Annotated in this window: 23 protein-coding genes and 2 pseudogenes; 12 read left to right on the plus strand and 13 right to left on the minus strand. The window is 68.3% G+C overall.

Annotated features, from left to right (window positions below; all coding sequences use genetic code 11):
- Positions 1-383 precede the first annotated feature (383 nt).
- On the plus strand, positions 384-956 hold the full coding sequence (locus ACPPVO_RS54465) for an RNA polymerase sigma factor (protein WP_426507404.1): 573 nt from the start codon (positions 384-386) through the stop codon (positions 954-956).
- Entirely contained in the window at positions 953-2,086 is a 1,134-nt protein-coding gene (locus tag ACPPVO_RS54470; protein ID WP_426507405.1) for a hypothetical protein, read from the plus strand. The genes ACPPVO_RS54465 and ACPPVO_RS54470 overlap by 4 nt, the downstream gene beginning before the upstream one ends.
- 574 nt (positions 2,087-2,660) lie before the next feature.
- On the opposite strand, the gene ACPPVO_RS54475 is transcribed toward ACPPVO_RS54470, so the two are convergent.
- Both ACPPVO_RS54475 and ACPPVO_RS54480 read right to left on the minus strand, forming a co-directional pair.
- Positions 2,661-2,891, minus strand: a complete 231-nt coding sequence (locus ACPPVO_RS54475) for a hypothetical protein (RefSeq protein WP_426507406.1) — start codon at positions 2,889-2,891, stop codon at positions 2,661-2,663.
- An 18-nt stretch (positions 2,892-2,909) separates the two neighbouring features.
- A complete protein-coding gene (locus tag ACPPVO_RS54480) occupies positions 2,910-3,137 on the minus strand; it encodes a hypothetical protein (protein ID WP_426507407.1) in 228 nt (75 codons plus the stop codon).
- Between the two features lie 16 nt (positions 3,138-3,153).
- Here ACPPVO_RS54480 and ACPPVO_RS54485 point away from each other — a divergent pair.
- From ACPPVO_RS54485 to ACPPVO_RS54500, 4 genes and pseudogenes are all read left to right on the plus strand, one after another.
- Positions 3,154-4,237, plus strand: a pseudogene (locus tag ACPPVO_RS54485) (transposase); the annotation flags it as partial.
- Positions 4,238-4,576: 339 nt separating this feature from the next.
- On the plus strand, positions 4,577-6,025 hold the full coding sequence (locus ACPPVO_RS54490; protein WP_426507408.1) for a B12-binding domain-containing radical SAM protein: 1,449 nt from the start codon (positions 4,577-4,579) through the stop codon (positions 6,023-6,025).
- Between the two features lie 511 nt (positions 6,026-6,536).
- A complete protein-coding gene (locus ACPPVO_RS54495; RefSeq protein ID WP_426507410.1) occupies positions 6,537-7,160 on the plus strand; it encodes a hypothetical protein in 624 nt (207 codons plus the stop codon).
- A gap of 444 nt (positions 7,161-7,604) precedes the next feature.
- Positions 7,605-8,471 (plus strand): M23 family metallopeptidase, encoded by an 867-nt coding sequence (locus ACPPVO_RS54500; RefSeq protein WP_426507411.1) that lies wholly within the window; start codon positions 7,605-7,607, stop codon positions 8,469-8,471.
- 113 nt (positions 8,472-8,584) lie between these two features.
- On the opposite strand, the gene ACPPVO_RS54505 is transcribed toward ACPPVO_RS54500, so the two are convergent.
- Together ACPPVO_RS54505 and ACPPVO_RS54510 are read right to left on the minus strand one after the other, a co-directional pair.
- The gene (locus tag ACPPVO_RS54505) at positions 8,585-9,235 is read right to left on the minus strand and encodes a hypothetical protein (protein ID WP_426507413.1); all 651 of its coding nucleotides are present in this window, start codon (positions 9,233-9,235) and stop codon (positions 8,585-8,587) included.
- A gap of 21 nt (positions 9,236-9,256) precedes the next feature.
- Positions 9,257-10,180 carry a right-handed parallel beta-helix repeat-containing protein gene (locus ACPPVO_RS54510; RefSeq protein ID WP_426507415.1) on the minus strand — a complete coding sequence of 308 codons (924 nt, stop codon included), beginning with the start codon at positions 10,178-10,180 and terminating at the stop codon, positions 9,257-9,259.
- 343 nt (positions 10,181-10,523) lie between these two features.
- Between ACPPVO_RS54510 and ACPPVO_RS54515 the strand changes: the two genes are divergently transcribed.
- Both ACPPVO_RS54515 and ACPPVO_RS54520 read left to right on the plus strand, forming a co-directional pair.
- Positions 10,524-12,776: a histidine kinase gene (locus tag ACPPVO_RS54515; protein WP_426507417.1), complete on the plus strand. Its 2,253-nt coding sequence runs from the start codon at positions 10,524-10,526 to the stop codon at positions 12,774-12,776.
- Positions 12,773-13,432, plus strand: coding sequence for a response regulator (locus tag ACPPVO_RS54520; protein ID WP_426507419.1), 660 nt, complete (start codon positions 12,773-12,775; stop codon positions 13,430-13,432). Before ACPPVO_RS54515 ends, ACPPVO_RS54520 begins: the two co-directional genes overlap by 4 nt.
- Positions 13,433-13,528: 96 nt before the next feature.
- Here ACPPVO_RS54520 and ACPPVO_RS54525 read toward each other — a convergent pair whose 3' ends face one another.
- The 5 genes from ACPPVO_RS54525 to ACPPVO_RS54545 all read right to left on the minus strand — a co-directional run bounded on the left by ACPPVO_RS54525 (position 13,529) and on the right by ACPPVO_RS54545 (position 16,104).
- The gene (locus tag ACPPVO_RS54525) at positions 13,529-13,678 is read right to left on the minus strand and encodes a hypothetical protein (RefSeq protein WP_426507420.1); all 150 of its coding nucleotides are present in this window, start codon (positions 13,676-13,678) and stop codon (positions 13,529-13,531) included.
- 358 nt (positions 13,679-14,036) lie between these two features.
- Positions 14,037-14,270 (minus strand): integrase core domain-containing protein, encoded by a 234-nt coding sequence (locus ACPPVO_RS54530; protein ID WP_426507422.1) that lies wholly within the window; start codon positions 14,268-14,270, stop codon positions 14,037-14,039.
- Between the two features lie 29 nt (positions 14,271-14,299).
- Positions 14,300-14,587: a hypothetical protein gene (locus ACPPVO_RS54535; protein WP_426507424.1), complete on the minus strand. Its 288-nt coding sequence runs from the start codon at positions 14,585-14,587 to the stop codon at positions 14,300-14,302.
- A complete protein-coding gene (locus tag ACPPVO_RS54540) occupies positions 14,572-15,012 on the minus strand; it encodes a hypothetical protein (protein WP_426507426.1) in 441 nt (146 codons plus the stop codon). The genes ACPPVO_RS54535 and ACPPVO_RS54540 overlap by 16 nt, the downstream gene beginning before the upstream one ends.
- An 885-nt stretch (positions 15,013-15,897) precedes the next feature.
- Positions 15,898-16,104, minus strand: coding sequence for a hypothetical protein (locus ACPPVO_RS54545; protein ID WP_426507428.1), 207 nt, complete (start codon positions 16,102-16,104; stop codon positions 15,898-15,900).
- 845 nt (positions 16,105-16,949) lie between these two features.
- Between ACPPVO_RS54545 and ACPPVO_RS54550 the strand changes: the two genes are divergently transcribed.
- From ACPPVO_RS54550 to ACPPVO_RS54565, 4 genes are all read left to right on the plus strand, one after another.
- Complete coding sequence (locus tag ACPPVO_RS54550; protein WP_426507430.1) at positions 16,950-18,383, plus strand: IS1380 family transposase; 1,434 nt, start codon at positions 16,950-16,952, stop codon at positions 18,381-18,383.
- A 456-nt stretch (positions 18,384-18,839) separates the two neighbouring features.
- Positions 18,840-19,823: a glycosyltransferase gene (locus ACPPVO_RS54555; protein WP_426507432.1), complete on the plus strand. Its 984-nt coding sequence runs from the start codon at positions 18,840-18,842 to the stop codon at positions 19,821-19,823.
- Positions 19,824-20,689: 866 nt separating this feature from the next.
- Positions 20,690-20,812 carry a hypothetical protein gene (locus tag ACPPVO_RS54560; protein WP_426507434.1) on the plus strand — a complete coding sequence of 41 codons (123 nt, stop codon included), beginning with the start codon at positions 20,690-20,692 and terminating at the stop codon, positions 20,810-20,812.
- Positions 20,813-21,185: 373 nt separating this feature from the next.
- Positions 21,186-23,015, plus strand: coding sequence for a hypothetical protein (locus ACPPVO_RS54565; RefSeq protein WP_426507436.1), 1,830 nt, complete (start codon positions 21,186-21,188; stop codon positions 23,013-23,015).
- 324 nt (positions 23,016-23,339) lie between these two features.
- Here ACPPVO_RS54565 and ACPPVO_RS54570 read toward each other — a convergent pair.
- The 4 genes and pseudogenes from ACPPVO_RS54570 to ACPPVO_RS54585 all read right to left on the minus strand — a co-directional run.
- Positions 23,340-23,621 (minus strand): annotated as a pseudogene (locus ACPPVO_RS54570) (DDE-type integrase/transposase/recombinase); the annotation flags it as partial.
- 328 nt (positions 23,622-23,949) lie between these two features.
- A complete protein-coding gene (locus ACPPVO_RS54575) occupies positions 23,950-24,843 on the minus strand; it encodes a polysaccharide deacetylase family protein (RefSeq protein ID WP_426507437.1) in 894 nt (297 codons plus the stop codon).
- Positions 24,844-25,038: 195 nt separating this feature from the next.
- Entirely contained in the window at positions 25,039-25,548 is a 510-nt protein-coding gene (locus ACPPVO_RS54580) for a hypothetical protein (protein ID WP_426507439.1), read from the minus strand.
- Positions 25,443-25,997 carry a Mu transposase domain-containing protein gene (locus tag ACPPVO_RS54585; RefSeq protein WP_426507441.1) on the minus strand — a complete coding sequence of 185 codons (555 nt, stop codon included), beginning with the start codon at positions 25,995-25,997 and terminating at the stop codon, positions 25,443-25,445. Before ACPPVO_RS54585 ends, ACPPVO_RS54580 begins: the two co-directional genes overlap by 106 nt.
- Positions 25,998-26,064 lie beyond the last annotated feature (67 nt).

Consider the following 26,064-nt stretch of genomic DNA (forward strand, 5'->3'; position numbering starts at 1 on the left):
GCGGGACGGCTCTGCTGCCCTTGTTGGTCGCGGGACTGAGATCAATGGCCTTACCGTCCCGACGGCCATGATCGGGTGCGCGGTAATGCCGCGATTCTCGCGCGGTGGCCAACCCGGAGGTCGTCACGCTCCGTGGCCGCGGCTCGGCGCCGCCGGCGCACACTCATGCCGATGTGAGTGCGTTGTCGAGGCAGCGTGGTGGCGCTTCGGCCCGCGCACGCCAACGGTCGACAGCCACACCGCCTGCCGGCCGCGCTCGCCCTTGGCGAACACCATCGTCGGATGATTCAGCGGACGGCGGACCTCGGTGTCTTCGAGCCTGAACACTTTGCCGACCGATTGGCAATGACAGGTTGGAAGCGCGGAGTTTGCCGAGGAGGCCCATGGCATCGGATGCGGATTTGATCGGCCGGTCGCTCGATGGCGACGTCGACGCCTTCGTGGAGGTGGTCGAGCGTCATGAGGTCGCGGTCGGCTCGTACCTCGCTCGTCGGGCGGGGCGCGATGCGGCCGAGGACCTGCTGGGCGAAGTCTGGGTGGCGGCGTTCGAGTCGCGGGCGTCGTACGACCGGTCGTACGACGGCGCGCGGCCGTGGCTGTACGGGGTGGCGCTGAACCGGTTGCGTCGCTACTGGCGGTCCCGGCCGGCCGAGGAGTTGGTCGCGGACGTGACAGAGCTGGCTACCGGCTGGGATCCGTGGTCGGCGGTCGACCTCGGCGTGGACGCCCGGGCCGTGCTCCGGTCAGCCCTGATGCGGCTCAAACCCGAAGAGCTGGAGGTCCTGCGGCTCGTCGCCTGGGAGGACCTGACGGCAGCCGACGCCGCGCGGGCGCTGGGCATACCGGCCGGCACCGCCCGGCGGCTGCTGAGCCAGGCCAGGACGGCGTTGCGCGACGCACCGGGGGTGTCCGCGCTTCTGAAGGATCGCAACAGCGCGAAGGAGAGACACCGATGACCGACGAGCTGGATCTGATCGGTGAGTTGGGCAGCGCGCAACCACTGCGCCCGGAGGCGTATCGGCGGGCGCGAGCGGTGCTGCGGGCAGCGATGGCCGACCCCGGAACCGTGCGGTTGCTGGGCACGATATCAGCGGAGGACACATCTATGGAGACGGATTCCACCACGGAAACGACGACCACGCGGGGCCACGGGTCGAGCCCGGCGATGCGGCGCCGTCGAAGGATCGGCATCGCGGGCCGGTTCGGCATCGGCGCCGGGGTTGCCGCCGCGGGGGCGGTCGTCGCCCTGGCACTCAACTTGTCAGCGACCGGGAGCGCGGTGGCCGGCAAGGATTCGCCGGCCACCGGAGGGTCGGCCACCGTCGAGGGGTCCGGCGAGCGTGTGCCGCTGCTGGCCCTGGCCGGGAACATCAAGACGATGACCTCGTCGACCGGCGACGCGTGGCTGGTCAAGGCGACCCAGGTCCACGGCACCAAGACCATGCAGGTCGTCTACACGCTCTACACCGACGGTCGCGGGATCTACACGGGCAACAGCGTGCAGGACATCAAGCGTGCCATCACCGGCCACCAGGACCAGATGAAGGACGGCGGCTACGCTCCGCTCCTCGAGGCGGCCGTCGCCGCGGCGGACAGCAGCCCGGCCGACGGCCGGACCCAGATGCTCAAAGCGGCCAAGGACCCGCTGGTCGGCCTCGACCCCGCGGGGCAGCAGGCGGAGTGGGACAAGCAACAGGCGGCCGCCCAGGCGATCATTCGGCAGAAGGGCGGCAGCGCCGCGCCGAAGCCGTACAGCCCGCAGGCCGTCCAGCAGCACTTCGACAACGCCCTGTGGACGTACAGTATCGAAGCGCTGTCCGCCGGCGACGGCAACACACAGGTCCGGGCGGGTGTTCTGCGTCTGCTGTCGACCATCTCCGCGGTCAGCGTCACGGACTCGACCACGAACGGCAAGGCCACGCTGAGGATCACCGCCGGCCCCGAGGTGTTCGGCGGCCAGGGCAGCGAGGTGCTGACCATCGACGCCGAGACCGGCATGCTGGTCAAGGACGTGTCCACCGTGCCGGGCCTTCCCGAGGCCTCCACGACGTACGAGTCCTCCCGTGTGACGACGGCCGACCTCTAGACCGGCGGGTTCCCGCTCACCAGCGATAACTCGCAGACAGGGGTACCGCTGATGCTCGGCAATCGGTAACGGTGCGGGCCGCTTCCCCAGGCGGCCCGCACCGCCGTTTGCTCGCTGCTGCCGAGCCTGTTGTGAGAATAGGACTGCGTCATCACCGATGCCGACGCTGGCTGTAGGAAGGTGCCCAGTCCTCACGGTCCCGTCATCGAACCATTCGACAACTGCGTCTCAGTCTCAGAGCGTCGTGGGCGAGTGTGCCCGGTCCGGCGGTGAACAGCACACGATGCAGCGGGCAGGAACCGGCTGAGCTGGCGCCTGTCACTCGCCAAGAATGGCTCAGGCGAGGCGCATCAGCCAGAATATCGCCAGGCCTGCCACCGCCCGCGGTGCCGTCGCATAGCGGGGCCACTCAGACCGGACTAGATCGCGCTCGTCACCGGTGCCAGCCACGGTATCGGGCCCCGGCTCGCCCGGGATGGCGCGACCGTCGCCTCGCCGCCGCACCGAGAACGCCCTGCGGGCCGACGCGGCAGGCGCTACCTGCGCACTGATCTGCCGCGGAGTGCGCTCGCCGCTACTCGTTGGGCGCGTGGACGAACAGGTCCGCGACTGCAGCGGTGCCTGGGTCGGCGGCGAGTTCCAGGACGATCGGTGCAGTCCGGTCGGCGGCGATGCGGTAGGCGTCGAGCGGACGGTCGCTCGGCCAGCCCCACGTATCGGGCGCATCGATGACGAAGGCCGGCGGGCCGGTCCGGGCGGCGACTGGCTCGGCCGCGTTGGCGGAGAGGACCTCCTCGACGCACACGCGGGGCCGAAATCCGCATCAGCAGGTCGGCCTCCCCAAAATGTTGCTGTGGTAGTCGTACCGCATGCCGCTCTCCGCGCACCCAGGTAGCACCAGTCGAGCCCATCGCAATGCCTCGGCGAGCGAGACGTGATCGCTGTCCGGATACTGCCGAGGGCCGTGCTCCAGGCGCCAGCGCACGACGCCGGCCACCGCGATCGCGAGGGCGATCGCGAACACGACGAGTCCGATGATCCGACGGCGCACGCTTGAAGATCCTTAGGATCAGCACATCGGGGTGCCGGGCTGGCCGTACTCGTTCGTGGTCGCATTGGAGTCCGGGCGTAGTTCGTGGACCGCACCGTTGGACGCGGTGCGACTGACGCCGGGCGCCGATCTGGCCGCGGTCACCGCCACGCAGATCCGCGACGTACTCGCCCGGCTGATCGCAGCCGGGCACTGGCGCACCGGCGATCCGCAGGTGTGGGTCGTGATGGACGCCGGCTACGACGCCGCCCGCCTTGCCTGGCTGCTGCGTGACCTTCCCGTGCGGGTTCTGGCCCGGCTGCGCTCGGACCGGGTGCTGCGCCGACCCGTCCGGCCCAGGCAGCCCGGCATGCTGGGCCGGTCCCGCCGCCACAGCGGCGAGTTCATCTTCGGTGACCCGGCCAGCTGGGACGACCCCGACGTGACCACCGTGACCGAGACCCGCCTCTACGGCACCGCCACAGCCCGCGCCTGGCACCGGCTGCACCCGCGTCTGACCCGCTGGGCCGACTGGCCCCGACCTGCCGATCCTGGAAGGCGGCCTGATCCGCCTGGACGTGACCCGTCTGCCCTCCGGCGCCACCGCGAAACCGGTCTGGCTGTGGTGCTCCACCAGCACCGGCAACGACTCGACACCGGACGCGGCGATGGTGAACCTGTTGTGGCAGGCGTTCCTGCGCCGTTTCGACATCGAGCATACGTTCCGGCTGTTCCAACAGACCCTCGGCTGGACCGTGCCGAAACTGCGTGACCCACAAGCTGCCGACCGATGGACCTGGCTGATCATCACCGCCCACACCCAGCTGCGCCTGGCCCGCCCGATCGCCGCGGACCTGCGCCGCCCATGGGAGCGACCGGCGCCACCACAACGACTCACCCCGGCCCGCGTCCGCCGCGACTTTCGGCACCTCCGCGCAACCAGCACCTGCCCCGCGAACGCACCGAAACCCACCCGGGCAGGACCCGGACGACCACCAGGCCAGCCGAACCGCTACCCCACCCGCCGCTATGACGTCCACACCGCCACCGGCAGCAAACCCGACACACCGAAACCTCGAAAGAAGCAATCGACCAACCCTCGGCCACGCCGCACAGGTTAAAGATCAAGTTAGGACGATTCGGTTGATCGAGAGGCTGAGATCGAGGTCAAGAAGGAGATGCTGCGACTTTTGATTCTTCCGGAGGCGCCGACCGAGGTACCTGGTGTCTACTGTGCACTGACCGTAAGGATACGAAAGAAATCGGTCTCTCCGCCACGTCGTAGGCTCTGCCGACGAGATCGAGCGCCGGGGCCGATGTCATTCTCGCTGAGGCGCAACCGGGTCTTCCCGTTACTGGGGACGAGCGTTGACGCCACACCCCACCATGACCAGCATGATCACGATGGAAGGGCTCAGTCCAGACGCCGCACGCGCCCAGATGCTGATCGAGGAGCGGACATGCACGTCCATCTAGTCACAGCGGAAGACCCACTCACTCTCCATGCCCGGGCCCGCGAGCTCATCCGCTTCCCGCAGCTGACCATGCCGTTGCTCGCCGCTCTCACGCCCGGGAGTTGGACGGTGACGCACACCGACGAAATCACCCATACTGTCGACACCGGACAACGCTACGACCTGGTGGGTATCACCGCTGCCACGCCTGGCGCGCCACACGCCTACGAGCTGGCCGATGCTTTCCGCGCGAACGGCGTCATGGTGGCGATGGGCGGTCCGCATGCCACGCTGATGCCTCTCGAAGTCGCAAAGTTCGCCGACATCGTTGTGGTCGGCGAGGCCGAGACGGTGTGGCCGCGTGTCCTGCACGACATCGAGGAGGAGGCTCGATATACCGTCGGCCGGCACGTCATCGACGAGGCTACCGGCGCGAATGTCGAAGTTCTGCCGAACGGCGCCAAGATCTACCGGTGTCCGCAGCCTGCCAGCCTCGCCGGTTTACCGCCGGCCCGGCGCGATCTGATCCGCCACGGCGGCTGGAATAGGTGGTGGGCGACCAGCGGGGCAATTATCGCGACGCGCGGTTGCCCGCACCGATGCGACTACTGCACCATTCCGGTGCTCTACCCCGAGGCCCGCCAGATGCGTTTCCGGCCGGTCGAGGAAGTGGCGGCGGAGGTCGCCGCCATCCCCGACAAGGGCATCGTCTTCTGGGACGACAACATCGGCGCCAATCCCCGGTACGCCAAAGCGCTCTTCCGGGCGCTGACACCTCTCAACAAGTGGTGGACCAGCCAGACGACCATGGCCTCGGTCAGAGACGACGAGTTCCTGCGACTCGCCGCCGAGAGCGGGTGCAAAGCGCTCTTCCTCGGCCTCGAGAGCGTCAGCCAGGAGAGCCTCGCCGGTGCGCACAAGGCCCACAACCGGGTGAGCGAATACAAGCAGCTTCTGAAGCGCTTCCATGCGCACGGCATCGCCGTTCAGGCGGGCATCATGTTCGGGTTCGACAATGACACCAAGGACATCTTCGCCCGGACCGTGGACGTCATGGGTGAGATCGGCCTGGACAACGCGACGATCAGCCTGATGGTGCCCTACCCTGGCACACCCGCTTACACCCGGCTGCAGGCCGAGGGCCGGATCGTCGACCACGACTGGCGGCACTACAACGGCAAGACGCACGTCGTGCACCGGCCGCTGCTCATGGCGCCCGACGAGCTACTCGCAGGCTACGAGTGGGCAAAAACCCAGTTCTACCGCCCTCAGCACATCATCAAGCGACTGCTCAAGAGCCGGACGGGGCTGTGGTGGAACGTCCCGCGCAACGTCGGCTACATGCGCGGCCTCACGGGCGAGGTCCGATCACGCGCGGCGATGCATCAGATGGAGCCACCTGGCGGCCCGCCACCTCAGGCAGTTCCATATCCGGCGCGGCGCCCAAGCCTTTGAACCTCTCTCAATCGCGGCATCGTCTCTGACCGCTCGGCCGGACTCACCTGGTAACCCGCCACATGCACCCGGGCAGCTCATACCCCACAGCAATCCGGCACAAGATCGTAAGCGCTCAGCGCCGAACTAGCGGCCAGGACCGATATCGACCCACCCAGATGATCGACTACACGTACACCATAAGCAGGGCGGCGGTGCCGTTATGGTGTGCGCCCGCCGCGCCCGGCTGTGCCGTCCGGGCTGCCAGCGTCCGCCGCTGCGGGACAACACCGCTCGACGGACTTGGTGTTCATGGTGCCGCCGGAGACCAAGCCTCAATCAGGCTCGATCATGTGGTCACCACGAACGCCGCCGGACCGCCTGTAGGTCCCCCACTTAAGCGCCGTCCAACACCAGCCGTGCGCGCTGTGCCAGCCCGGGCGCGACCGGCCCTCAGGACTGCGGGCTGGTGTACCTCGGCCTGCACGGTCGGTCGTCCGCAACTTGGCGCGCGTGTGTCTACAGTTCGGGTGTGCTGCTGTCGCGTGCTGTCCCTCTCGTCAGCGTCGCCGTCGCGCTGGCGGGTCAGGTCGTCGCTCTAGCCCCGTCGGGCGGCGTCGATGTCGTGCCTGTGCTGACGTCGGCACCGTTCGGCGCGGTGGACGGGCAGTTGGTCACGCACACGATTCTGGTGTCGGGCACCGGTACAGGGAATCTGACGGGAGTACGGCTCACGTTCAGCACCACGGTTGGCCTCGACGGCGTCGCGGCGAGCGCGAGCCAAGGGGCTTGCTCGATCGTCGATGCGCTCACGGTCGTCTGTGAGCTGGGGGTCGTGGACTTCCCGAACGCTGACGCCGCACCGCCGAGGGTGATGATCACCGGTACCGTCAAGCCGGGAACCGCCCGCGGCGCACTCGTCCGGAACCTCGTCAACGTCACGTCGGAACCGCCCGACGCCGACGTGTCCAACAACGCGGCGAGCAACGCGTACCTGATACCGGGCTCGAACGGTAGCCCGACGAGCCGGCCCAGCGCCGCGCGATCTTCGGACAGCGTGGGGCGAAGGCCGGGTTACCTGGTGCCGGTCGCGGCCGCCGTGCTGGTGCTGGGCGCGCTGGCGACTCTGATCCTGCTCCGGCGTCGCCGTTCATGATCCTGAGTGTTGCGAACCGGTCGCCCCGACCGATACAGCATGTAGACGATCGGTACGACGAACGTGGTTGCGGGGCTCGGGATGAACCATCCAACGCGGTACGTGCGTGCGGCGCTGTTGACAGCTGTGGTTGCCGCGCTGGTCATGATGACAAGCACCACGGCGGGCGCCGGTGCGTTGCCCGGCCCACCGTCCGCCGCGGCAGACGGTTTGCTGCCCTCGCTGCCGGTCCTGCCCCCGCTGCCAGCCGTGCCCTCGCCGCCGAGCCTGAGCCCGCCTGCGCTGCCGCTCCCCACCGGCAACCACTCAACGGCCACCCGTCCTCCGACCACCCCGCCGACCGGCCTGCCCGGGCGGCCCGGCTCGCCTGCGGCACCACAGGCCCCACTGCCCACCGGGGGCACGTCGGAGGCCACCGACCCGGGTGCTGTCAACTCAGCCCCCATGGTGACCGCCGACGTTGCCGCCGGCATCATCGCCAACGATCCGGCCGCTGACCTGTACCCACAGCCGTCGGTCGATCCGGCCACGAGCGCCCACGCGCGTGTCGTCGCCCGGCTGGACGAGGTCCAGCATCGGGTTCAGTACCTGCACAACGTCCTTGCCCGCATGCGCGCCGATCTGGCGATCGCGCAGGCGCAACTCGACCCGGTCTCCTCGCTGATCACGCTGCTCACCGCCCCGACTGCGCCGGCCGGAGCGTCGCCGCCGGTCACCGCATCGGTGCCGTTCAGTGGCGCGCTCGACAGCCCGCAGGGCAGGGTCCTTGCCCTGTCCGCGGCGATTGCTTCTGGCGAGGCCGAACTGACGCGCAGCGAGTCAGCGGCACAGTCGCTGCAGCAGCAGGTCAACGACAGTGTCCGGGAAACGCTGAGCATCGACACGCCGGTGCCGGCGGCCGCAACGACGTACGGCGGCGGCAAGCTTCGCCGGCCGGTGCCAGGCCGGGTCAGCAGCCCGTTCGGCAACCGGTTCGACCCGTACTACCACGTCTGGCAACTGCACGCCGGCATGGATATCGCCGCGCCGGCGGGCACCCCGATCATCGCGGCCGCCAGTGGCCGGGTGACGCGAGCCGGTTGGTCCGGCGGTAACGGCAGGTACACCTGCATCGACCACGGCCAGGTCGACGGGCAGCGGCTCACCACCTGCTACGCCCACCAGCAAGCCATCCTGGTCCAACCGGGCCAGCAGGTCAGCGCAGGTCAGGTGATCGGTCAGGTCGGATCGACGGGCGCGTCGACAGGCCCACACCTGCATTTCGAGGTACGCCTGGGCGGGCGCCCCGTTGACCCAATGCCCTGGATCTGATGAGGAACGGCCCTGTCACGTGTGAGTACGGCATTGTGGTGGCGTGTCCGTGTCTTCCGAGCAGCCAGCGCAGCGCCGGTTGAACCGGGGCTGCGCTGACCTTGGCTCTTCGGTCAGGCGACCGCGTGCGCCTCGCCCAACCCGGCCGTGGCAGCCGGCGCGCGCCGCGCGCCGAGCCCGGCGGGGATCACCCAGAGCGGCAGTAGGAGCGCCGGCGCGACCACGATCGAAGCGAGCAGCAGGACAGCGATGACCATGCCACTGATCGCGATCCACCCCGGCAGCGTCGCAGTGCGGCGGGCCCGCAGGCACAGCACGAACGTGGCCGCGGCGAAGGAGTACACGCCGCCCACGATGGCGACCATCAGACCGGCGTGGTCGAACGTCTGCGCGATCGGGACGCCGACGAACGGCCGCCCGGAGTTGATCTGCACACTGGACGGAGCGAGCGCGATCGCACCGCCGATGATCACGGCCGCGGCCCCGATCGAGGCCAGCCGGCGGACGAATCCGGCGAGCGGGTCGTCGTCCAGCCGAGCGGCCAGCCCGGTGTAGAACGACATCATCAGCCAGCTACCGACGACGAGGACGAAGTAGAGCCCGAGGGCCGTCGCCCGGCTTCCGCCGGAGTTGTAGAAGTCAGTGACCTGCTGGTCGGTGGCCTCGCCGCCACCGGGGATGGTGAACAGGGTAAAGAGTCCCACGCCGAAGGTGAGCCCGGCGAGTACGCCAACGAGCGGCAGTCGGGATCGGTGGTCAGCCATGATCGTCTCCAGGGGTCGAGGTCAGTTGGTCTGGTTGCCGCGGATGGTGTTGTCGGAGCCGCTGCCGTCGTAGTTCACGGAGACGGGCGATCCGTTGATCCGGTTGCCGGTCACCCGGTTGCCGGTGGGCGCAGCGCCGCCGGTCATGGCGCTCGCGTCGAGAACGCCGACGCCGAAGCCACCAAACGCGGCCGGGCTGCTCGGCGCGTTGCCGACGATCCGGTTACCGGAGACGGTCACCTCGTGGGTACCGAGAAGCGTTACCCCGGCTCCGCTCATGGACGGAGCGTCGCCGTCGCCTGGGAAGTAGCGCGTGTTGTCGCTGACGTCGTTGCCGGTGACCCGGATGTCGCCGGTCGGGTGGGGGTCGCCGGTGTCGGCCACCATCAGACCAACGGCGTTGTCCGTCATGACGTTGCCGGACAAGGTGCCGGTACGGGTGTCGAGCAGGGCAAGCCCGATCCCGCTGTTCCCGGTGAAGCGGCTCGCCGAGACGCGGACATCGCGCGAGTTGCGCAGCGATGCGGCGGCGAACCCGGCCGTACCCGTCATGGTGACGTGCGAGAGGACAGTGCCGTCACCGTAGAAGCTCAGCAGCGCCGCGTCAGCGTTGGCCCGGCCGGTCACCGACTCCACCGTCATGCCTCGGGTACCCACGGCCTCGATGCCCTCGACGAAGCCCGCCACGGTGAGGTTCTTCAGGTGCACGTCGGCGACTGGCGTCACCACGGTCGGTAAGTCACCTTCGCCGGGGTCAGGCAGCGCCAGCGTGCCGAGGATGCACATCCCCACCGGCGACGGTTGGTCGTCCACCATGGCGTCCGGGTCGTCTGTACACAGGTTGCGCGCGAGCGTCGCGGGCGGTACGAGGGTGACCGATCCCTGACCGGCCAGGGTGACCGGCCGCGTGATGAGCAGATTCTCCCGGTAGGTACCCGCGGCCACGACGACCGTCGCGCCCGCCGGCGCGGCGTCGATCGCGCGCTGGATGGACTCCCCCGGGTGCACCGTGACCCGGTCCCGCCCGGACGAGCTGCTCGCCGCCGCCGGTCCGGCTGCCGAGAGCACCACCGCCGCCGCGGCGACCAGTCCCGTCACCGGTCCGATTGTTCGCATGTGGATCCCTCCATTCATCGATCCGGAGCCTTCGAACCTCCGGCCCGGTCAGCGTCGGATCACCGGCGTCCCGGCGTCTCTACCTGTGCGTCCCCGATGTTCGGGACATCCGTCCGACGACGCAGGGACGCCGGGTACCAGATGATCGGGTTAGCTATGGAGGGAGGCGGGCATGGCCGAAGAGCGAACGATCCGCCGATCCCGGCGGTGGGCCGTCGGAATCGTGATCTGGCTGATCGGTGTACCCGCGCTCTTGTTCGCCGTGAAGGCGCTGCTGCCCAGCGACAACCTGCTGACGGGGCCGCCCGGCACGGGAGAGACCGCTGGCGCGGTGGCGCTGCAGCCGGTCGGCACGGTCACCGGGATCCAGCCGGGCGACCTGCTGCTCGCCGTCGACGGCGTACCGGTCTCGGCGTACCTGCACGGCGGCGCGCCGGCCCGGTCGGTCCACGCCGGCGACGTGTTGACCTACCGCATCCGGCACAACACCGAGGTCCGCGACGTACCGGTGCGCATCGCCGCCCACCCAGACCTGCTCAACCTGGTCACGGCCGGGCAGCCCGACGCCGTGCTGGTGTCGCTGGCGATGCTGGGGCTCGCGTGCTGGCTGTTCCTGCGCCGCCCGGGTGTGCTCGCGGCGCACGCGTTCCTGGTGTTCGCCGCCGGCTGGGCGTCGGACGACGTGTCGTCCTGGGCGTGGGTAACGCCGCTTGACCTCGTCGCCCGGCCTTGGGTGAGCGTCTGGGCCTTCCTCGGGATCGGCGGTTACCTCGTCACCGGGATCAGCGCCCTGCTCTTCGCGCTCGCCTTCCCAAGGCCCGTCGTCTGGTTCCGCAGCCGACCGTGGCTGGCGGTGGCGACGGCGCCGCTGTTGATCACCGCGGGGTTCGCCGTGCGGGCTGCGGTCGCGGGTCCGCAGCTCGAGCATCTCGCTGGGATGGACCTCGTCGCCGAGCTGATCTGGGAGCCGTGCGTCCTCGTCGCTCTGCTGGTCATGATCGTGCGCTGGATATGGCTGCGCAAAGACGCCGAGGCGCGCCGCCGGGCCCAGATCGTCGTGCTCGGCTTCGCCACGGCCATCGCCGTCATGGTGATCGGCAGGTGGATCGCGATACCGGCGGGCACGTTCGGGTTCGGCCTGGTGCTGCTGGTCTTCCCGGCGTCAGTCGCGGTCGCGGTGGGCAAGCGGGACCTGTTCGAGCTGGACCTCGCGCTCAACCGGGGCCTCGTCGCGGTAATCTGCGGCGCGGTGCTGCTCGGGCTGTACCTGGCCGCGGCCGCGGTGACCGTCGCGCTGAGCGGCCAGACCGGCCCGGCCGCCGCGTTGCCGGGCGCCGGCCTGGTCGCGGTCGCGTTCGCCCCGGTTCGCGCGGCCGCGCAGCGGGTCATCACCCGTCGGCTGTTCGGTACGGGCGGAGATCCGCAACTGGTGCTGCACCGCCTCGGGCTGCGGCTGGAAGCGTCCGACGACCCGGAGTCGCTGCTGGCCGCCGTTGTGGACACCGCTGCGGAGAGCCTGCGGCTGCCGTACGTGGCGGTGGAGCTGTGGTCGGGTACCGGATGGCAGGCCACCCGGCAGCGCGGACGGCGCCCAGCGAACGCGGAGACGGCGCACGTGGAGAGCCTCAATATCAGCGTCGGTGACCAGGTCGTCGGCCGGCTGGTCGTGGCGCCCCGGCCTGATGCGAAGACGCTCTCACCGCTGGACCGGCAGTTGCTGTCGGACCTCGCCCGGCACAGCGGCGTCGCCGCCCGGGTGGTCGGGCTGCTCACCGACCTACGCGCCGCGCAGCAGCGGCTGCTCGTCGCTCGGGAAGAGGAGCGGTTCCGCATCCACCGTGACCTGCACGACGGACTCGGTTCCACGCTGACCGGGCTGACGTTGCACTTGGAGGTCGCGGCCGATCTCGCCGGCGACGGTGAGCTCGGAACACTGGCCCGACGCATGCACAAGGAGGCCGCCCGCGCCACCGAAGACGTCCGGCGAATCGTGCGGGAGGTGCGACCTGGTGAGCTGGAGGAACTGGGGCTGCCTGCCGCGGTGGCCGCGGCGGCGGCCCGGCTGCGCTCGCCCAACGCGCCCACCTTCGACCTCGACATGCCTACCCTCTTGCCGGATCTGCCGCCCGAGGTCGAGGACGCGGCATACAAGATCAGCCTGGAGGCGATGACGAACGTGATCCGCCACAGCCGGGCGGACCGCTGCCGTATCCAGCTGCGCGACACCGGCAGCGAACTGGAACTGGAAATCAGCGACGACGGCGAGGGCTTCGACGCCGACAACGGCCCCGGCGAAGGCACCGGGCAGCGGTCGATGCGGGACCGGGCGGCCGCGGTCGGCGGGACCGTCACCGTCACCGCCGGTGCCGGTACGGGAACCAGGGTCCTGGCCCGACTGCCCTTGTCCAGGCGGGCGGCACCGTGACCAGGCCGATCAAAGTACTCATCGCCGACGATCACCCCATCGTCCGTGAGGGGCTCCGGCTCGTCCTGGAGCGCCGCGGTGACCTCGAGGTCGTCGGCGAGGCCGCCGACGGTCGTGCCGCGATCCAACTGGCCACCCAGTTTCGCCCCGACGTCGCGATCGTCGACCTTGACATGCCGCAACTCAACGGAGCGCGGGTCATCGCCGAACTCGCCCGCCACCTGCCGTCCTGCCGATGCCTGGTCCTCACCATGCACGAGGACGACGCACACCTGTCCGACGCGCTCGCGGCCGGCGCGGCCGGGTTCCTGGTCAAAGGTGCCGGCAGCGCCGACATCGAGCGCGCGGTACGCGCGGCGGCGGCCGGCCAGATGGTACTCGCGCCGGAGATCGGACCGCGCGTCGCGCGGGCGATGGCGGCCAGCCGGCCGACGCGTGGCGGTGAGGCGTTCGCCGACCTCACCGAGCGCGAGCTGGACCTGCTCGAACTACTCGCCGAGGGCGCCGACAACCAGACGATCAGCCGCGCCTTGCACCTCGCGCCCAAGACGGTGCGCAACCAGGTATCGGCGCTTCTTGACCGGATCGGCGCCCCCGACCGGGCCGCCGCGGGCCAGGCCGCCCGCACGGCCGGCCTTCGCCGACACCGCAACTAGAGCGGATCAGGAACCGGACTGAGTTTGCCCGCTCACCAAGGTCGACGATCAGGTTCCGGGCCTGCTGCGTGGTCCAGTCCCCGGTCGGGCTCGCAGTCAGCCGAGGACGTGCACCCTGCGGGTGACCACCTTGATCACCACCAACACGTAGATTCGCCGCAGCGCGATGGTGTCGAGGTGGAAGAAATCGGTGGCCTGCGGCCCGTCCGCCTGAGTCCGGAGGAAGCGTCGCCAGCTGGTGTCCACACCGCGCGGTGCCGGCTACTGGAGACTCGGGCGAGGTTCAACGTCCGTCGGTGGTCAGGTGTCAGCCTGGATGCGTCGGGCGATGTTCGGGTCGAGGGGGTATGGGGCCAAACCGGCTCCGGACGTCAGCTGCGTCCTGCAAACCCTCGCAGGCTAACCGGATAGCACCAGCACCAAGCACCGCCGACCCATCGATGGGCTCGACCGATGCCGACAACCGCAGACCAGTCCGACCTGTACCGTTCGGAACCTCGGTTCTGGCTATGCTGCCTGCGAGTATTCGTTGATCAGTCCATTGAGGACCTTGCGGCGGCGGACCCGGACCGTGGCGAGATCGGTGACTGGTGCCGGCAAGGTCTCAAGGGGCTGGAGGGCGTTGGTCGCGCCCTTGATGTGGTCGGTGTTCGTTGTAGTGCGCGACGTATTGCCCCAGCGTGGTGAGCAGGTGCCGTGCGTTGTAGATGAGCATCCGGTCCAGGCACTCGCGGCGTACCATCCGCACCCACCGTTCGGCGTAGGCGTTCGCCCTCGGCGCCTGCGGCGGCGTCCGTATGATCCTGATGCCCCCGGCGGTGAACACCTGGTCGAACATGGCGGTGTACTTCGCGTCCCGGTCGCGAATCAAGAACCGGAACTGCTCGACCCTCTCCCGAGTTCAATCATCAGGTTGCGGGCCTGCTGGGCGACCCACGCGCTGGTCGGATTCGGAGTGGCACCGAGGATGTGGACCCGCCGGGTTTCGATCTCGATCAGGAATAGTACGTAGATCCGGGTCAGTCCGATCGTGTCAACGTGCAGGAAGTCGCAGGCCAGGATGCCCTTGGCCTGGGTGGTGAGGAAATGGGTCCAGGTCGGCCCAGCCCGGCGAGGTGCCGGGTCGATGCCGGCCTTGGTCAGGATCGCCCACACGGTGCTCGCCGCGATCCGGTAGCCCAGTTCGGCCAGTTCGCCCTGGATGCGCCGGCAGCCCCAGGTTGTTTCTCCTGGGCCAGGCGCAGGTCCAGGTTACGGAGTTCCGCTCGCGCCTGTGGACGCCCGGGACGCTGGCGCGGATACGTCCACTTGCGAGCGATCAGGTTGCGGTGCCAGCGCAGCAGCGTCGCGGGGGTGATGAAGAACGTCGGCCATCGCCGGCGCGGCAGCAGCCGGGACAGCGCGGCCAGCACCGCCCGGTCGGCGGCTGCGAGGTCTGGCCGGTGGATCTGACGGCGCAGCACCGCGACCTGATGACGCAGTATCAGGATCTCGATCTCCTTGGACCGCTCGCCGCGCAGCCCCAGGATCACCAGGTGCAGGACTTGGCGCAGCACCAGATACCCGAACGACAGGATCATGACCGTCAGCCTGCCCACGACGAGCGCGGCGGGGACGCACAAAAGCGCACGTCAGAACCCTTTGACCGAGTTATCGAACGGTACAGGGTTGTAGGTTCAAGTCCTACGCGGCGTACTCAAGATAGGCCCAGGTCACGGCACAGAGCCGGACTTGGGTCTTTGTCATTCCCGAGACCGTACAGCCAAGTTGTACAGCCAAGCGTCCGCGGTATCGCGGGAAGGCCGATAGCTGAAGTTGGCGTTACTAATCCACGCCGCTGGCGTGTCAGCGCCAATTTGGCAATTGCGCGGAGTACGTTAGCGCGCGGATGACACTCCTCTAGTCGACACACCTCTAGATGCAACCCAGCCTGGCCAGCCCGGCGCCGTAGGCGCCTGGCGCCGGTATGTCCCCGGGCCGGGAGAAGGGTGAGATGGCAACGGAGAACCATCCGGCGTTCCGCCCGAGCGAGACCCAGCAGGGAAGGCACCGCACGCAGCGCTTACTGCTCGCGGTCCAGCGGGTTCTCACAGCAGCGTCGGTATGGGCCGATGCAGGCAGCGAACCTACCCTTGCTGGACTCGCAAGGGTAGGTAGCGCCTGCCTGACCGCCGCAATCGCGATCACTGATCGTGAGCGCAGCAACGACTAGTTACACCGGCCGGGTGGGCTGCGATCCCATCCGGCCACTTTCTTGCCGTCGAGTCGTAACGACTTCCCGGATAACGTTACGTGTTTCTACGGAAAGACCCAAGCTTGTGTTGGGTATTTTAGCAAGTGTGTCGCACGGCTACCGTGATAGCGGAGCGCTCGGCCGAACGGCCTCTCAGCTGCGGCGTCCCACTGCCCAAGCATCGCGTCAGCCATGCAACACCCTGTCGCACGGCTGACACGATGCGGGACACTCAGCCGAACAGTCTCTCGGCTGCGGCGTCGACGGCGGTGCGCTCAACCTCTACTAGCAGGTCGACATACAGAATGCCGGGCGGCGGTTGCAGTGCCTGTTCGACGCAGGTCCAGAATCGGTCCACCGCGGCGTAGTCCAGGTCTCTGCGGACGACGATGACGGTGCCGCCGTCGATGCGGCCTTGCACGTGCAGGTTGAATTCCACGGTTACCGCCCAAGCGTCGATCAACTATGAGCTACCGGGCCTGCGCAGCGGCTGCTCGTTGCCGTCGGCCACACAGTTTGCCGCTGACGAAGATCGTGATGGGCGCCGGCGAACGGGCCATCGCGCTGCGGCCGGTGGCCCGGTACGAGCCTGCAGCTAATGCGCCGCTCGACGCGCTGCCTGCCACACTGGACGTGATCCTCCTCGACGGCGGCGACTACCTGACCGACGCGCGATCGCCACGATCGCGCCGCGCACCGCGACCAACGGATTCTGGCAAGCGCCCAACGTCGGTCGGCCGCGCCCGCCGCTATCAGCCGAGCGGGCGCAGGCCCGCTGCTGCCGCACGACGCCGGGGTCGCCATCGCAGCGGTGGCCAGCAGCAAACACGACTTACGCGATCGTCTTGCTCACCGGGCACCCCGGCCGCCGGCAGCCCGCCTCCGGTGTCAGCGGTGACGCAGCCGCCCCGCCCCGCTCGTCATCTCACCCGGGGTGAATCCCGGGTGAGATATCGACGGGTTGCCTTGCCGACCGTGACGTGCGCATCCATTGTGGACGCGGACGCCGGTGACCCTGTATTGCGGTGTTGTGCCAATCCGACCCCATTGCGGATTGGTATATCGAAATGCTCTTGTTCTCTTGACGACCGCACGGCGGCCGAACGTCGACGCGGGAAGGGGTTCTGCTTGGGAACTTGGGCGTGGGTAGGCCGGGGAACTCAGCCCTGATCCACCGATGAATTGACGTGGCTGTGACAGGTGGGGCGCGACGATGCCCCCGCGAGCTGGAAAGATAGAGGTTCTTGAGGCATCTATCGTCCGGCTCGAAAGGGCACCGTCGAGGTGAGAATATCGCACGGCGCGGCACGGGTGCGCGCATCGTTCGATGATCCGAGTCTGGTCTCGTGTGCCGGGTTGGAGCCGGTGATGGCCCTCGCCCAGCGGTGCGACCTGCACGGCGTCGTCGCTGCTGGGCTGCATGTCCCGACGGACAAGGGGTCCAACGCGTCGGGGAAGATCGCCGCGATCGTGGCCGGCATGCTCACCGGCGCGGACTCGATCGACGACCTGGACGTGCTGCGCCACGGCGGGATGCCGAGACTGTTCAGCGGGGTGTACGCACCTTCGACGCTGGGGTCGTTCCTGCGCGCGTTCACCCACGGCCATGTCCGGCAACTGCAGGCTGCCGCGCGGCAGTTCCTGGTCCGGCTGGCTCAACGCGCGCCGTTGTTGCCCAGTGCCGGTGCGGTCACGTTCGTCGACGTCGACTCCCTGCTGCGCAGGGTGTACGGCAAGCAGAAACAGGGTGCTGCGTTCGGTCACGCCAAGGTCGGCGGCTACCAGATCCTGCTCCGCGGCCTGAACCCCCTCATCGCCACGATCAGCACCCCGGACGTCGCGCCGGTGATCGCCGCGACGCAACTGCGGGCCGGGAGTACCGGTTCAGCCCGCGGTGCGGCCTCGCTGGTCGCCGAGGCCATCGCCACCACCAAGGCCGTCCTCGCCGCCCAGCCCGCGACCCCGGCCACCGCGACGACAACGACGATGGCGGCGAGTGAGATCGTGCTCCGCGCGGACTCAGCGTTCTACTCCCGCAGCGTGATCACCGCCTGCCGCCGGGCCAGGGTGCGGTTCTCGATTACGGTCCGCATCGACGCCAAGGTCCGCCGGACGCTCACCACGATCAGCGACGACGCCTGGGTGGAGATCCGGTATCCGCAACCGGTCTGGGACGACGAGCAGCAGCGGTTCATCTCCCGCGCCCAGATCGCCGAAACGACCTACACCGCGTTCGAAGGCACCCGCCACGAAATCACCGCCCGGCTCATCGTGCGTCGCGTCCCCGACCTGAACAAATCCACACTGGACGGACAGGGTGCGCTGTTCACCGTATGGCGCTACCACGCCGCGTTCACTAACAGCCCATACGTCCTCGTCCAGGCCGAAGCCCAGCACCGCGCCCACGCTGTCATCGAACAAGTCTTCGCCGAACTCATCGACGGACCCCTGGCCCACCTGCCGTCCGGCCGGTTCAACGCCAACAACGCCTGGCTGTCCTGCATCGCCATCGCACACAACCTCACCCGCGCCGCCGCCACCCTGGCCGGCCGACCCCACCACACCGCCCGCGCCGCCACCATCCGCCGGCACCTGATCAACGTCGCCGCCCGGATCACCCGCCACGCCCGCCAGATCACCCTCCACCTGCCGCAGCACTGGCCCTGGCAACACAACTGGCTACGACTGTTCACCACCGCCCACGCCCCACCCGCCTAACCGTCCACAACAGACAGTCATACCGCGACCGGCGCCGGCCACCCACCAGTTCCGTCCCCCGACGAGCCATCGAGCGCACCGGCAACCCGGCCGGTCACCCCAGCATGCTCCGGCGAACACCCACGATCATGAGGTCCCGCAAGCTGATCACTGAAACCTGATCGGTGGATCAGGGCTCAGGCCACAACAACCCACAGACCCCACGCCGGGGTACCGGTTGCAGGCCGTCACCGCCTGGTGTTCGATTCGGCGAACGCTGGGGCGGCGACTCTGCACGGCAGCACGCCAGTGAGTCCGCCCTCGCGGGAATACCGTCGCCCTGCGCTTCGCAAACCGGAGCAGCGTCCGCGACGCGAGAGCGTCCTCGCTGTTGGTCGCGCAACCCCGAAGGGCCGGCTCATCGTCGTGATACCGGCACACAACGAGGAAGAAGGTATCCGCGGTGCGGTAGACGCCTTGCAGAATCAGACGTACCGGCCGAGCCGTGTCGTCGTGGTGGCGGACAATTGCACCGACAAGACCGCGAAACTGGCCTATTGGGCTGGTGCGCAGGTTCTTGTTACTCAGCACAACAGGTACAAAAAAGCGGGGGCGCTCAACCAGGTCTTTGCTGATCTGCTACCACAAATGGCCGACCATGACATGGTCATGGTCGTAGACGCTGACAGCGAACTGGATCCGGACTTCCTGAACTACGCGGTCGCCAAGCTGAACGCCAACCCCAACATGGGCGCAATCGGCGGCATCTTCCGAGGCGGTCCAGGCGGCGGATTCGTAGGTCATCTGCAGCGCAACGAGTACGCACGCTATGCCCGAGATGTGGCACGCCTCAACGGCAAGTGCCTCGTCGTTACGGGCACGGCGGCGCTGTTTCGGGTCGGCACCCTCAAGGCCGTCAGTCGCGGGCGCATTGCGGGCATCTTGCCTCCTGGCGACGGGATGGGTGGTGTCTATGACACCAGCGTCCTTACCGAGGACAACGAATTGACCTTCGCGTTACTGCACCTTGGCTACAAGGTTCTCAGCCCGAAGGAATGCACCCTCGTCACCGAAGTTATGTCGACGTGGCGTGCACTGTGGAAGCAACGCGAACGCTGGAAACGCGGAGCCGTCGAGAACTGCTTTCAATACGGCCTCACCCGTATCACGTGGCGTTACTGGGGCCGGCAGTTGTTCACCATGCTCGGCGTACTCGTTACATTCACATACTTGGCTTCGCTGATATACGCGGCGGCCGTGGGCGGATTTCACCTCCGTCCCCTCTGGATGCTGGTTACTGCCGTTTTCGTTCTGGAACGGGTAGTGACGGTGCGGTATCGCGGTTGGAAGCACATGGTTCTGGCCGCGAGCATGTATGAGCTGGTGTTCGACATGTTCCTCCAATTGGTACACGCGAAGGCGTTCACGGACGCACTTCTGCGTCGAGAGAGAAAGTGGTAGGCGATGGATGGGTACACAGGCGGCGGCATCATCAGTGGCGGTCTGGCCACTAGCGGTGGACTGGCCGCAACCGGGGCAAACACAATGTGGGTTGTTCTGGCCGGGTTCGCGTTCGTAGCAGTGGGGGCAGCGTTAATGCGCATCGCACCGAAGGTTCGGTCCAACCGCAACAAATAGACGGCCCGGAGTGGTCACAGTTTCTGGCCATCGCAGCACGAGTACGTACTGCTGGTCGGCGCGCCGACCGCTACGACACCGATTCGGGTGATGTCGCCGGTGGTGCACGGTGCGGCGCTGCCGGCCTACCGCAGGGCCGATGCGTCGATGGTCAACTCGGCCCGGAACGTGTCGACGTCACAGACGACGACGATCTGCGGCCCAGGCAGTGCCTGGGCCCAGCGCGGCAACCCGCACAGGGACGAGCGCCGCGCAGGGTGGACAGACCGGCGCTAGGAGAGGAAACGTGACGCCGGACAGATCCAGTTCGAGCCGGCACAAGTCCTCCAGCTGCGCCGCATGAGGCGCTGTGGCCCGATCGACGCTCCCGACGACCCGCGCGTCCGATCCTGTGTGGGAAGGCAACGGGCTCTGCCTCGCCGCGCTGATCGGAGGCCTGATCGGGCGCTGTTGCATTGAGCGATCGCGTCGAGCGAGCACCGAAAATTCTTCGTCGCGAGGTCCGCCGGAGGTCGGCAGTCGCTGCCCAGCGTCCCTGTCGCTGTCCGTTATATCCTGTTTTGTTGCCTCGGCGGCACGCTAGCGCGGACCCGGCCGAAATTCTTGCGGCAGGCGATCTTGACGATGGCTCAAATGCAACAGCGCCGCTGAGACCGATGCGCGGACTACGAACCGACAACACAGCACAAGTGATCGTCGCCGGACACGCGTTCATGCAGAACCTCCGCCGCGGACACTACGAACTCGCCGTCGACGCCCCGCTCGCTCGGCGCGTCGCCGTTGCGTTCACCGAACTCGCCCAAGCAATCTGACCGCGGACCCGACACGGGTCAACCGCGTCCGCAGATCCCAGAACGCAACGGCGCCCGGGTGACCGGCATCGGCTGCACAACGGGGTGACGGGCTCTGGTGTACAGCGCGATGCGGCGGTTGAGTGGGACTGTGCCCGACGACCGAAAGCAGCTCAACGATCGGCAACCGCAGCTCTGACCTGGATCGGGAACGGCTGTCCTGATGGTGTGACGGCCGGCAGCACGTACTAGGCGACCGCGGTGGCCCTGCAGAACCGGCGGCTAGTGATGATCAGCCGCAGCGAGCGCCACGAATGGGGCGGACAGCTTCCCCGCGCTCTGGGAACATGAGCCCGCCCATGGAGATCCTCTTCTGGGCGGGAGGAACCCATCAATGGACGCAGGTAGATGGCTGGTCAGGCTTGGCGCCGCTGCGGCGGCGAGCCTGACTGCGACGGGGGTACTCGCGGTTGTGGTGGTGGCACCGGCCAGCGCGGGCAGCGTTGTCACCCCCCAGAATTCGTCGTGGGCGTATGTCGACTCGGCAACTCCGAAGAGCAGTCATGTCAACGAGTCGGGCGACGTACCCGTCGGTGGGGTGACCGACGCGGACGGCAATGACCACAAGGCCCGCGCATACTTCACGTTCGACATCTCCGGCTTGCGGGGAGCTCAGATCTCCACAGCGGTGTTCTCCGCGGCCGAGACCCGGGCGACCGACTGCGTGGACCGCGCGGTCGAGCTTTGGGAAACCGGCCCGGTCAGCTCCGCCACCACGTGGAAGAATCCGGCAGTGGAGCAGCAGAAGCTGGCCACCGTCGGGTACACCGCCGGAACGACGTGCCCGATGCCGTACCTCGGTTGGGATGCAACAGCAGGTCTGCGTGACGCCTTGGCCGGCGGCGGGAGCGTTCTGACCCTGGAACTTCGCGTACCGGCGCCGCATGAGGGCGATGCGAAGCTGGGCCGGTGGTTCGCCAACAAAGTCAGCTTGACGATCACCTACAACAGGACCCCGAACGCGCCGACGGGGCTGCGGAATGGTGACGGCTTCGGGGCCGGGAAAGACTGCGCACTGCAAACTCCGGGACCGTTCCTGAACACCACCCAGCCGACGCTCTATGCGACGCTTTCGGACCCGGACCGGGACCAAACCTCTGGGGAGGTGGCGATCTGGCCGGTCGACCAACCCGACAACCGGACCACGTTCAGCATGCCCGATGTGCCGAGCGGCTCTGTCGGCCAGCGGAGAGTGCCGGCCGGTGTCCTCACCGACGGTGGCAGCTACGCGTGGCAGATCCGTGCCTCCGACGGAGCCGCTACGTCGCTCTGGTCGGCCCCGTGCTATTTCCAGGTTGATACCGAGCCGCCGACACACGCACCGGGCGTCAGCTCAGCGGACTATCCGACCGGGGTCACGTCCGAGGGACAAGGAATCCCGGGAACCTTCGTGTTCACCGCGAATGATCCTGACGTGGTCGGCTTCACCTACGAGTGGGGCGGCGGCGGCACGGCCGGATACGTTCCAGCGAACACGCTTGGAGGCACCGCAACCGCCTCGTTGACGCCTCCCCGACCCTCGGTCGATGACCTGCTGGTCACGGCCGTCGACCGGGCCGGCTGGTTTTCGCCCACGACGGACTACCGGTTCTTCGTCTCGGCGACGTGGCCCGCCGTGAGCTACACGGGCACGCCGGCCTTCGGTACACCGTTCACGGTCAGCTTCGCTCCTGGCGTCATCGACCGCTCCGGGTATCTCCCGACCAGCTACACGTACAAGATCAACGATGGCCCGGCCCAGACTGTCGCGGCGGCGGCCGACGGCACAGCCAGCACCCAAATCACGTTCACCACGCCCGGACCTGCATGGCTGTCAGTCACCAGCACGGGGTCGAACGGTTGGGTGTCCCCGGCAAGCCAAAGCTACTTCTACTTCGACACGACGCCGACGGTCAGCTCGACGGACTACCCAGAGAGCGCCGAGGCGGGCGGAGCCGGCGTCAGCGGCTCCTTCACGTTCACCGCAAAGGTGCCCGGTAGCACGCAGTTCGCCTACTCGTTCGACTTCGAGACGACGACGCAGACCGCGCCAGTCGGGCCCGACGGCACAGCGACCATCAACTGGACACCAGATTCGGCCGGCTGGTACGAACTGGACGTCTGGACGGTAAGTCCAGACGGCACTACCTCCGACCCGTATTACTACGTCTTCATGGTCCGATAGCGGCACCGGCCGGGCGGCGGCGCTCCGCCGCCCGGCCGGGCCAACTCACCCGCAAGGGCGTTGTTGCGTTTGCCGATCGGAGGGTGCGTTTGAGCGAGTGCGGCCGGTCTTCAGATAGCGGTAGCGAGTTCGGTGAACGGCCGCGGCGACGCGGAGTCCGCGCGGCGCGTCGAGTCCGAGTTCGTAGTGGCCGCGGCGGAGGTTCTGCATGAACGCGTGTCCGGCGATGATCGTCTGGGCAGTTCGGTCGGTGCCGTTGCGTTGAGGGATCGGCGGACCGGTCGAGCCCGTGTCGGGTGTCCGGCGTTCAGATCGCCTGTCGGGTTCGGTGAACGCGGTGGCGACCCGCAGCGCGGGCGAGGCGTCGACGGCGAGCTCGTAGCGGCCGCGTCGAAGGTTCTGTATAAAGGCGTGTCCGGCGATGATGACCTGTGCTGCCTGCTCCGTTCTCAGCCCGCGCATCGGTTTCAGCCGGTGCTTCAGCCGACTGTGATCAGCCTCGATCGGATTATTGGCGTACTGCTCGACGTGGTGCCACGCCGACGGGATCAGCTCGTCCAGGACGGCGGGGTAGACCGCGGCGGCGTCGGTGACCACCTCGGTGGGCTCAACCTTCAGCATGTCGCGGTAGGACAGGCCGTAGCGCAGGTATCAGCGGACCGCGACCACGATCACCTCAGACGGAAATCGGAACCCGGCGAACGCCGACCTCGGCGGCACCCTCGGCAGTTGCCGGGCAGCGAGCTTCATCGCTCAAGCCTCGATCTTGCCCACGGCCAGACGGAACAGAGCCCCGCCGACAAGCCCGGGACCAGCCACGACCGTCGCCGACGTCTCGTCAAACCGGCGGCGCCTGCAGCGGAGTCGTGCGTATCGAAGCGACCGGCCAACCCCAGTGCAGTCCGCCGATCCCAGCAACCGCGCAGCCGGCGCGTCAGGTTGGCAGCGCGACGAGCGTGAAGTACCGCTTGAGGAACGGCACCAGTGTCTGGTAGGCCACGATGGTGTCCGGCTGCACGTTGTCGTGCGACAGGATGATCGAGCCCTGCCGCACCTGCCGCTTCACCTCGCCGATCACCCGCGCGATGTGGGCGGCGTCGCTGGCGTCGTTCTTGTGGTTCCAGTCCTGCGGGTCGACATCCCAATAGATCGGGGCCATGCCCATCGACTGGGCCTTCGCCACGAGATCGGCCGTGAAGTTGCCGCCCGGAGCGCGGAAATACTTGATCGGCACGTCGTTGCCGACCGCGGCGTGGATCATGTCGTTGGTGTGCTGGAGGTCCCAGTCGACATAGGTCTGGTCCCGCTGGGCGAGGTCCGTCAGGTGCTGCCAGGAGTGGTTGCACAGCGTGTGCCCGCCGGCGACGATCTGCCGCACCAGCTCGGGATGGTCCCGCACGCGGAAGCCGACCAGACAGAACGTAGCCTTCACACCGTTGGCGCGCAGCACCTCGAGGATCTTCGGAGTGTTCACCGGGTCAGGGCCGTCATCGAAGGTCAACGCCACCGCCGTCGACCCCGTGTGCGCCCTGGACCCGGCCGGGCCGGAACCGACGCCCGGCGGCCGGACGGCAAAAGCGCTCTCCGCGGACGCCTTCGGCGTGCCGGACGGACCCGCCGTCCGCGAGGCCCGGACCGACGGTGCGAGCGACGACGTCGACGGCGTAGACGATTCGGGCGGCAGCGACGGCTCCCCGGAAGCGGCCGACGGCACGACCGCCGCGGGCTGCGCCGTCGCGGGCTGCGCCTTCGAACTGCACGCCGCCGTGCCGAACACCACGAGCACCGCCACGACCAGCAGCGCGATTGCCGTCCTGCGTTGTGTCACCGTCCTGCCCTCCCCCGAGTCCGCGGCCACGCTAGCCGAAACGGCCTCGGGTTCGCAGCCCCGACGACCGAGACACCCGCCGACCATCCGGATCCACAGTGGGCGCCGTGGCGGATGGCGCCAGCCCGCTCTTCCCGACCAGCCGGGATCGATCCCGGCAGAGCAGGGACGACCTGCCCGCGGAGCTGATCCGGCCTACTCCTGGCGGGGAGGTATTCCGTCCACCGGCTCGGCGTGCGCTGGTACGCCGAAGTCCCTGACGACGACCGGCGGCTTTGGCGGCGCCGGCCAGAGCTGCAGACGCAGCGGGAACGGGCTGCCGGTGCGGGACTGCGCGGCGAGCAGTTCGTGTGTCAGCGACACCCGCAGGCGCAGGCCGCCGGCTGGGACGTCGAAACGGTCGCCGTCGTGCTCGCCGTACGTCGGGCAGGTCAGGCGCAGCCGGCCCGACGGCGAGCGCAGGCTGCACTCGGCGACGATCGCGAAGGCGTCCACGTCGAGCGGCGCCGGGGCGGCCAGCACCTCGACGGTGACGACGACGTCGTCGTTAACGCCAGTCCAGATCGCGACCGCGTCGTCGGCCAGCGCGAACAGGTCACCTAACGGATTGGCGTCGTCGGGGGCCCAGTGGTCGGCAAGCAGCGCACCGGAGGCCACGTCATACAGCTCGATCTGCTCGTAATCGGAGAACAGCGCGAATTCCATCGGCGCCCATGATGCACCAGAGCCGCGGCTCCGGACAGCTCCTCACGGACGGGAGTGAACTTCCCAGCGGCGCGGGCCTGCTCCAGCGCGGTGGAGCCGGGCAGTGCACCGGGTTTGCGCAGCAGCGCTTCCCGATAGTGGTTGAGGTCCAGCCGGGCGCTGCTCTTGGCCATCAGCCGCTCATGCCGGGCGGCCTCTACCCGGCCGTCGTAGATGACAAGGTCGGAGGCGTGCAGGTGGACACGGACCTGCCGGCCGACCAGATGTACCGGCACCGAGTATCGGTTCGTGCGGACGGTGACCTGGCTGAACCGGTCGACCCGCGGGGTCAGCCAGGTCCCGGTCTCGAACAGTTCCTCGGGCAGCAGCGGCCTCTCGATGGCGAACTGTTCCCCGACGGTGTGGACGCGGGTGCCGATGCGCGCCGGGCGTCGTCGGCGGCGTCCCACGCGTCGACCATGGCGTTGAGCTCGTCCAGGGAGGAGACCTGCGGGACCGGGACGAGGTGGTTACGGC

The sequence above is a fragment of the Dactylosporangium sp. McL0621 genome (assembly GCF_049995355.1).
In the GTDB taxonomy this organism is placed as follows: Bacteria; Actinomycetota; Actinomycetes; order Mycobacteriales; family Micromonosporaceae; genus Dactylosporangium.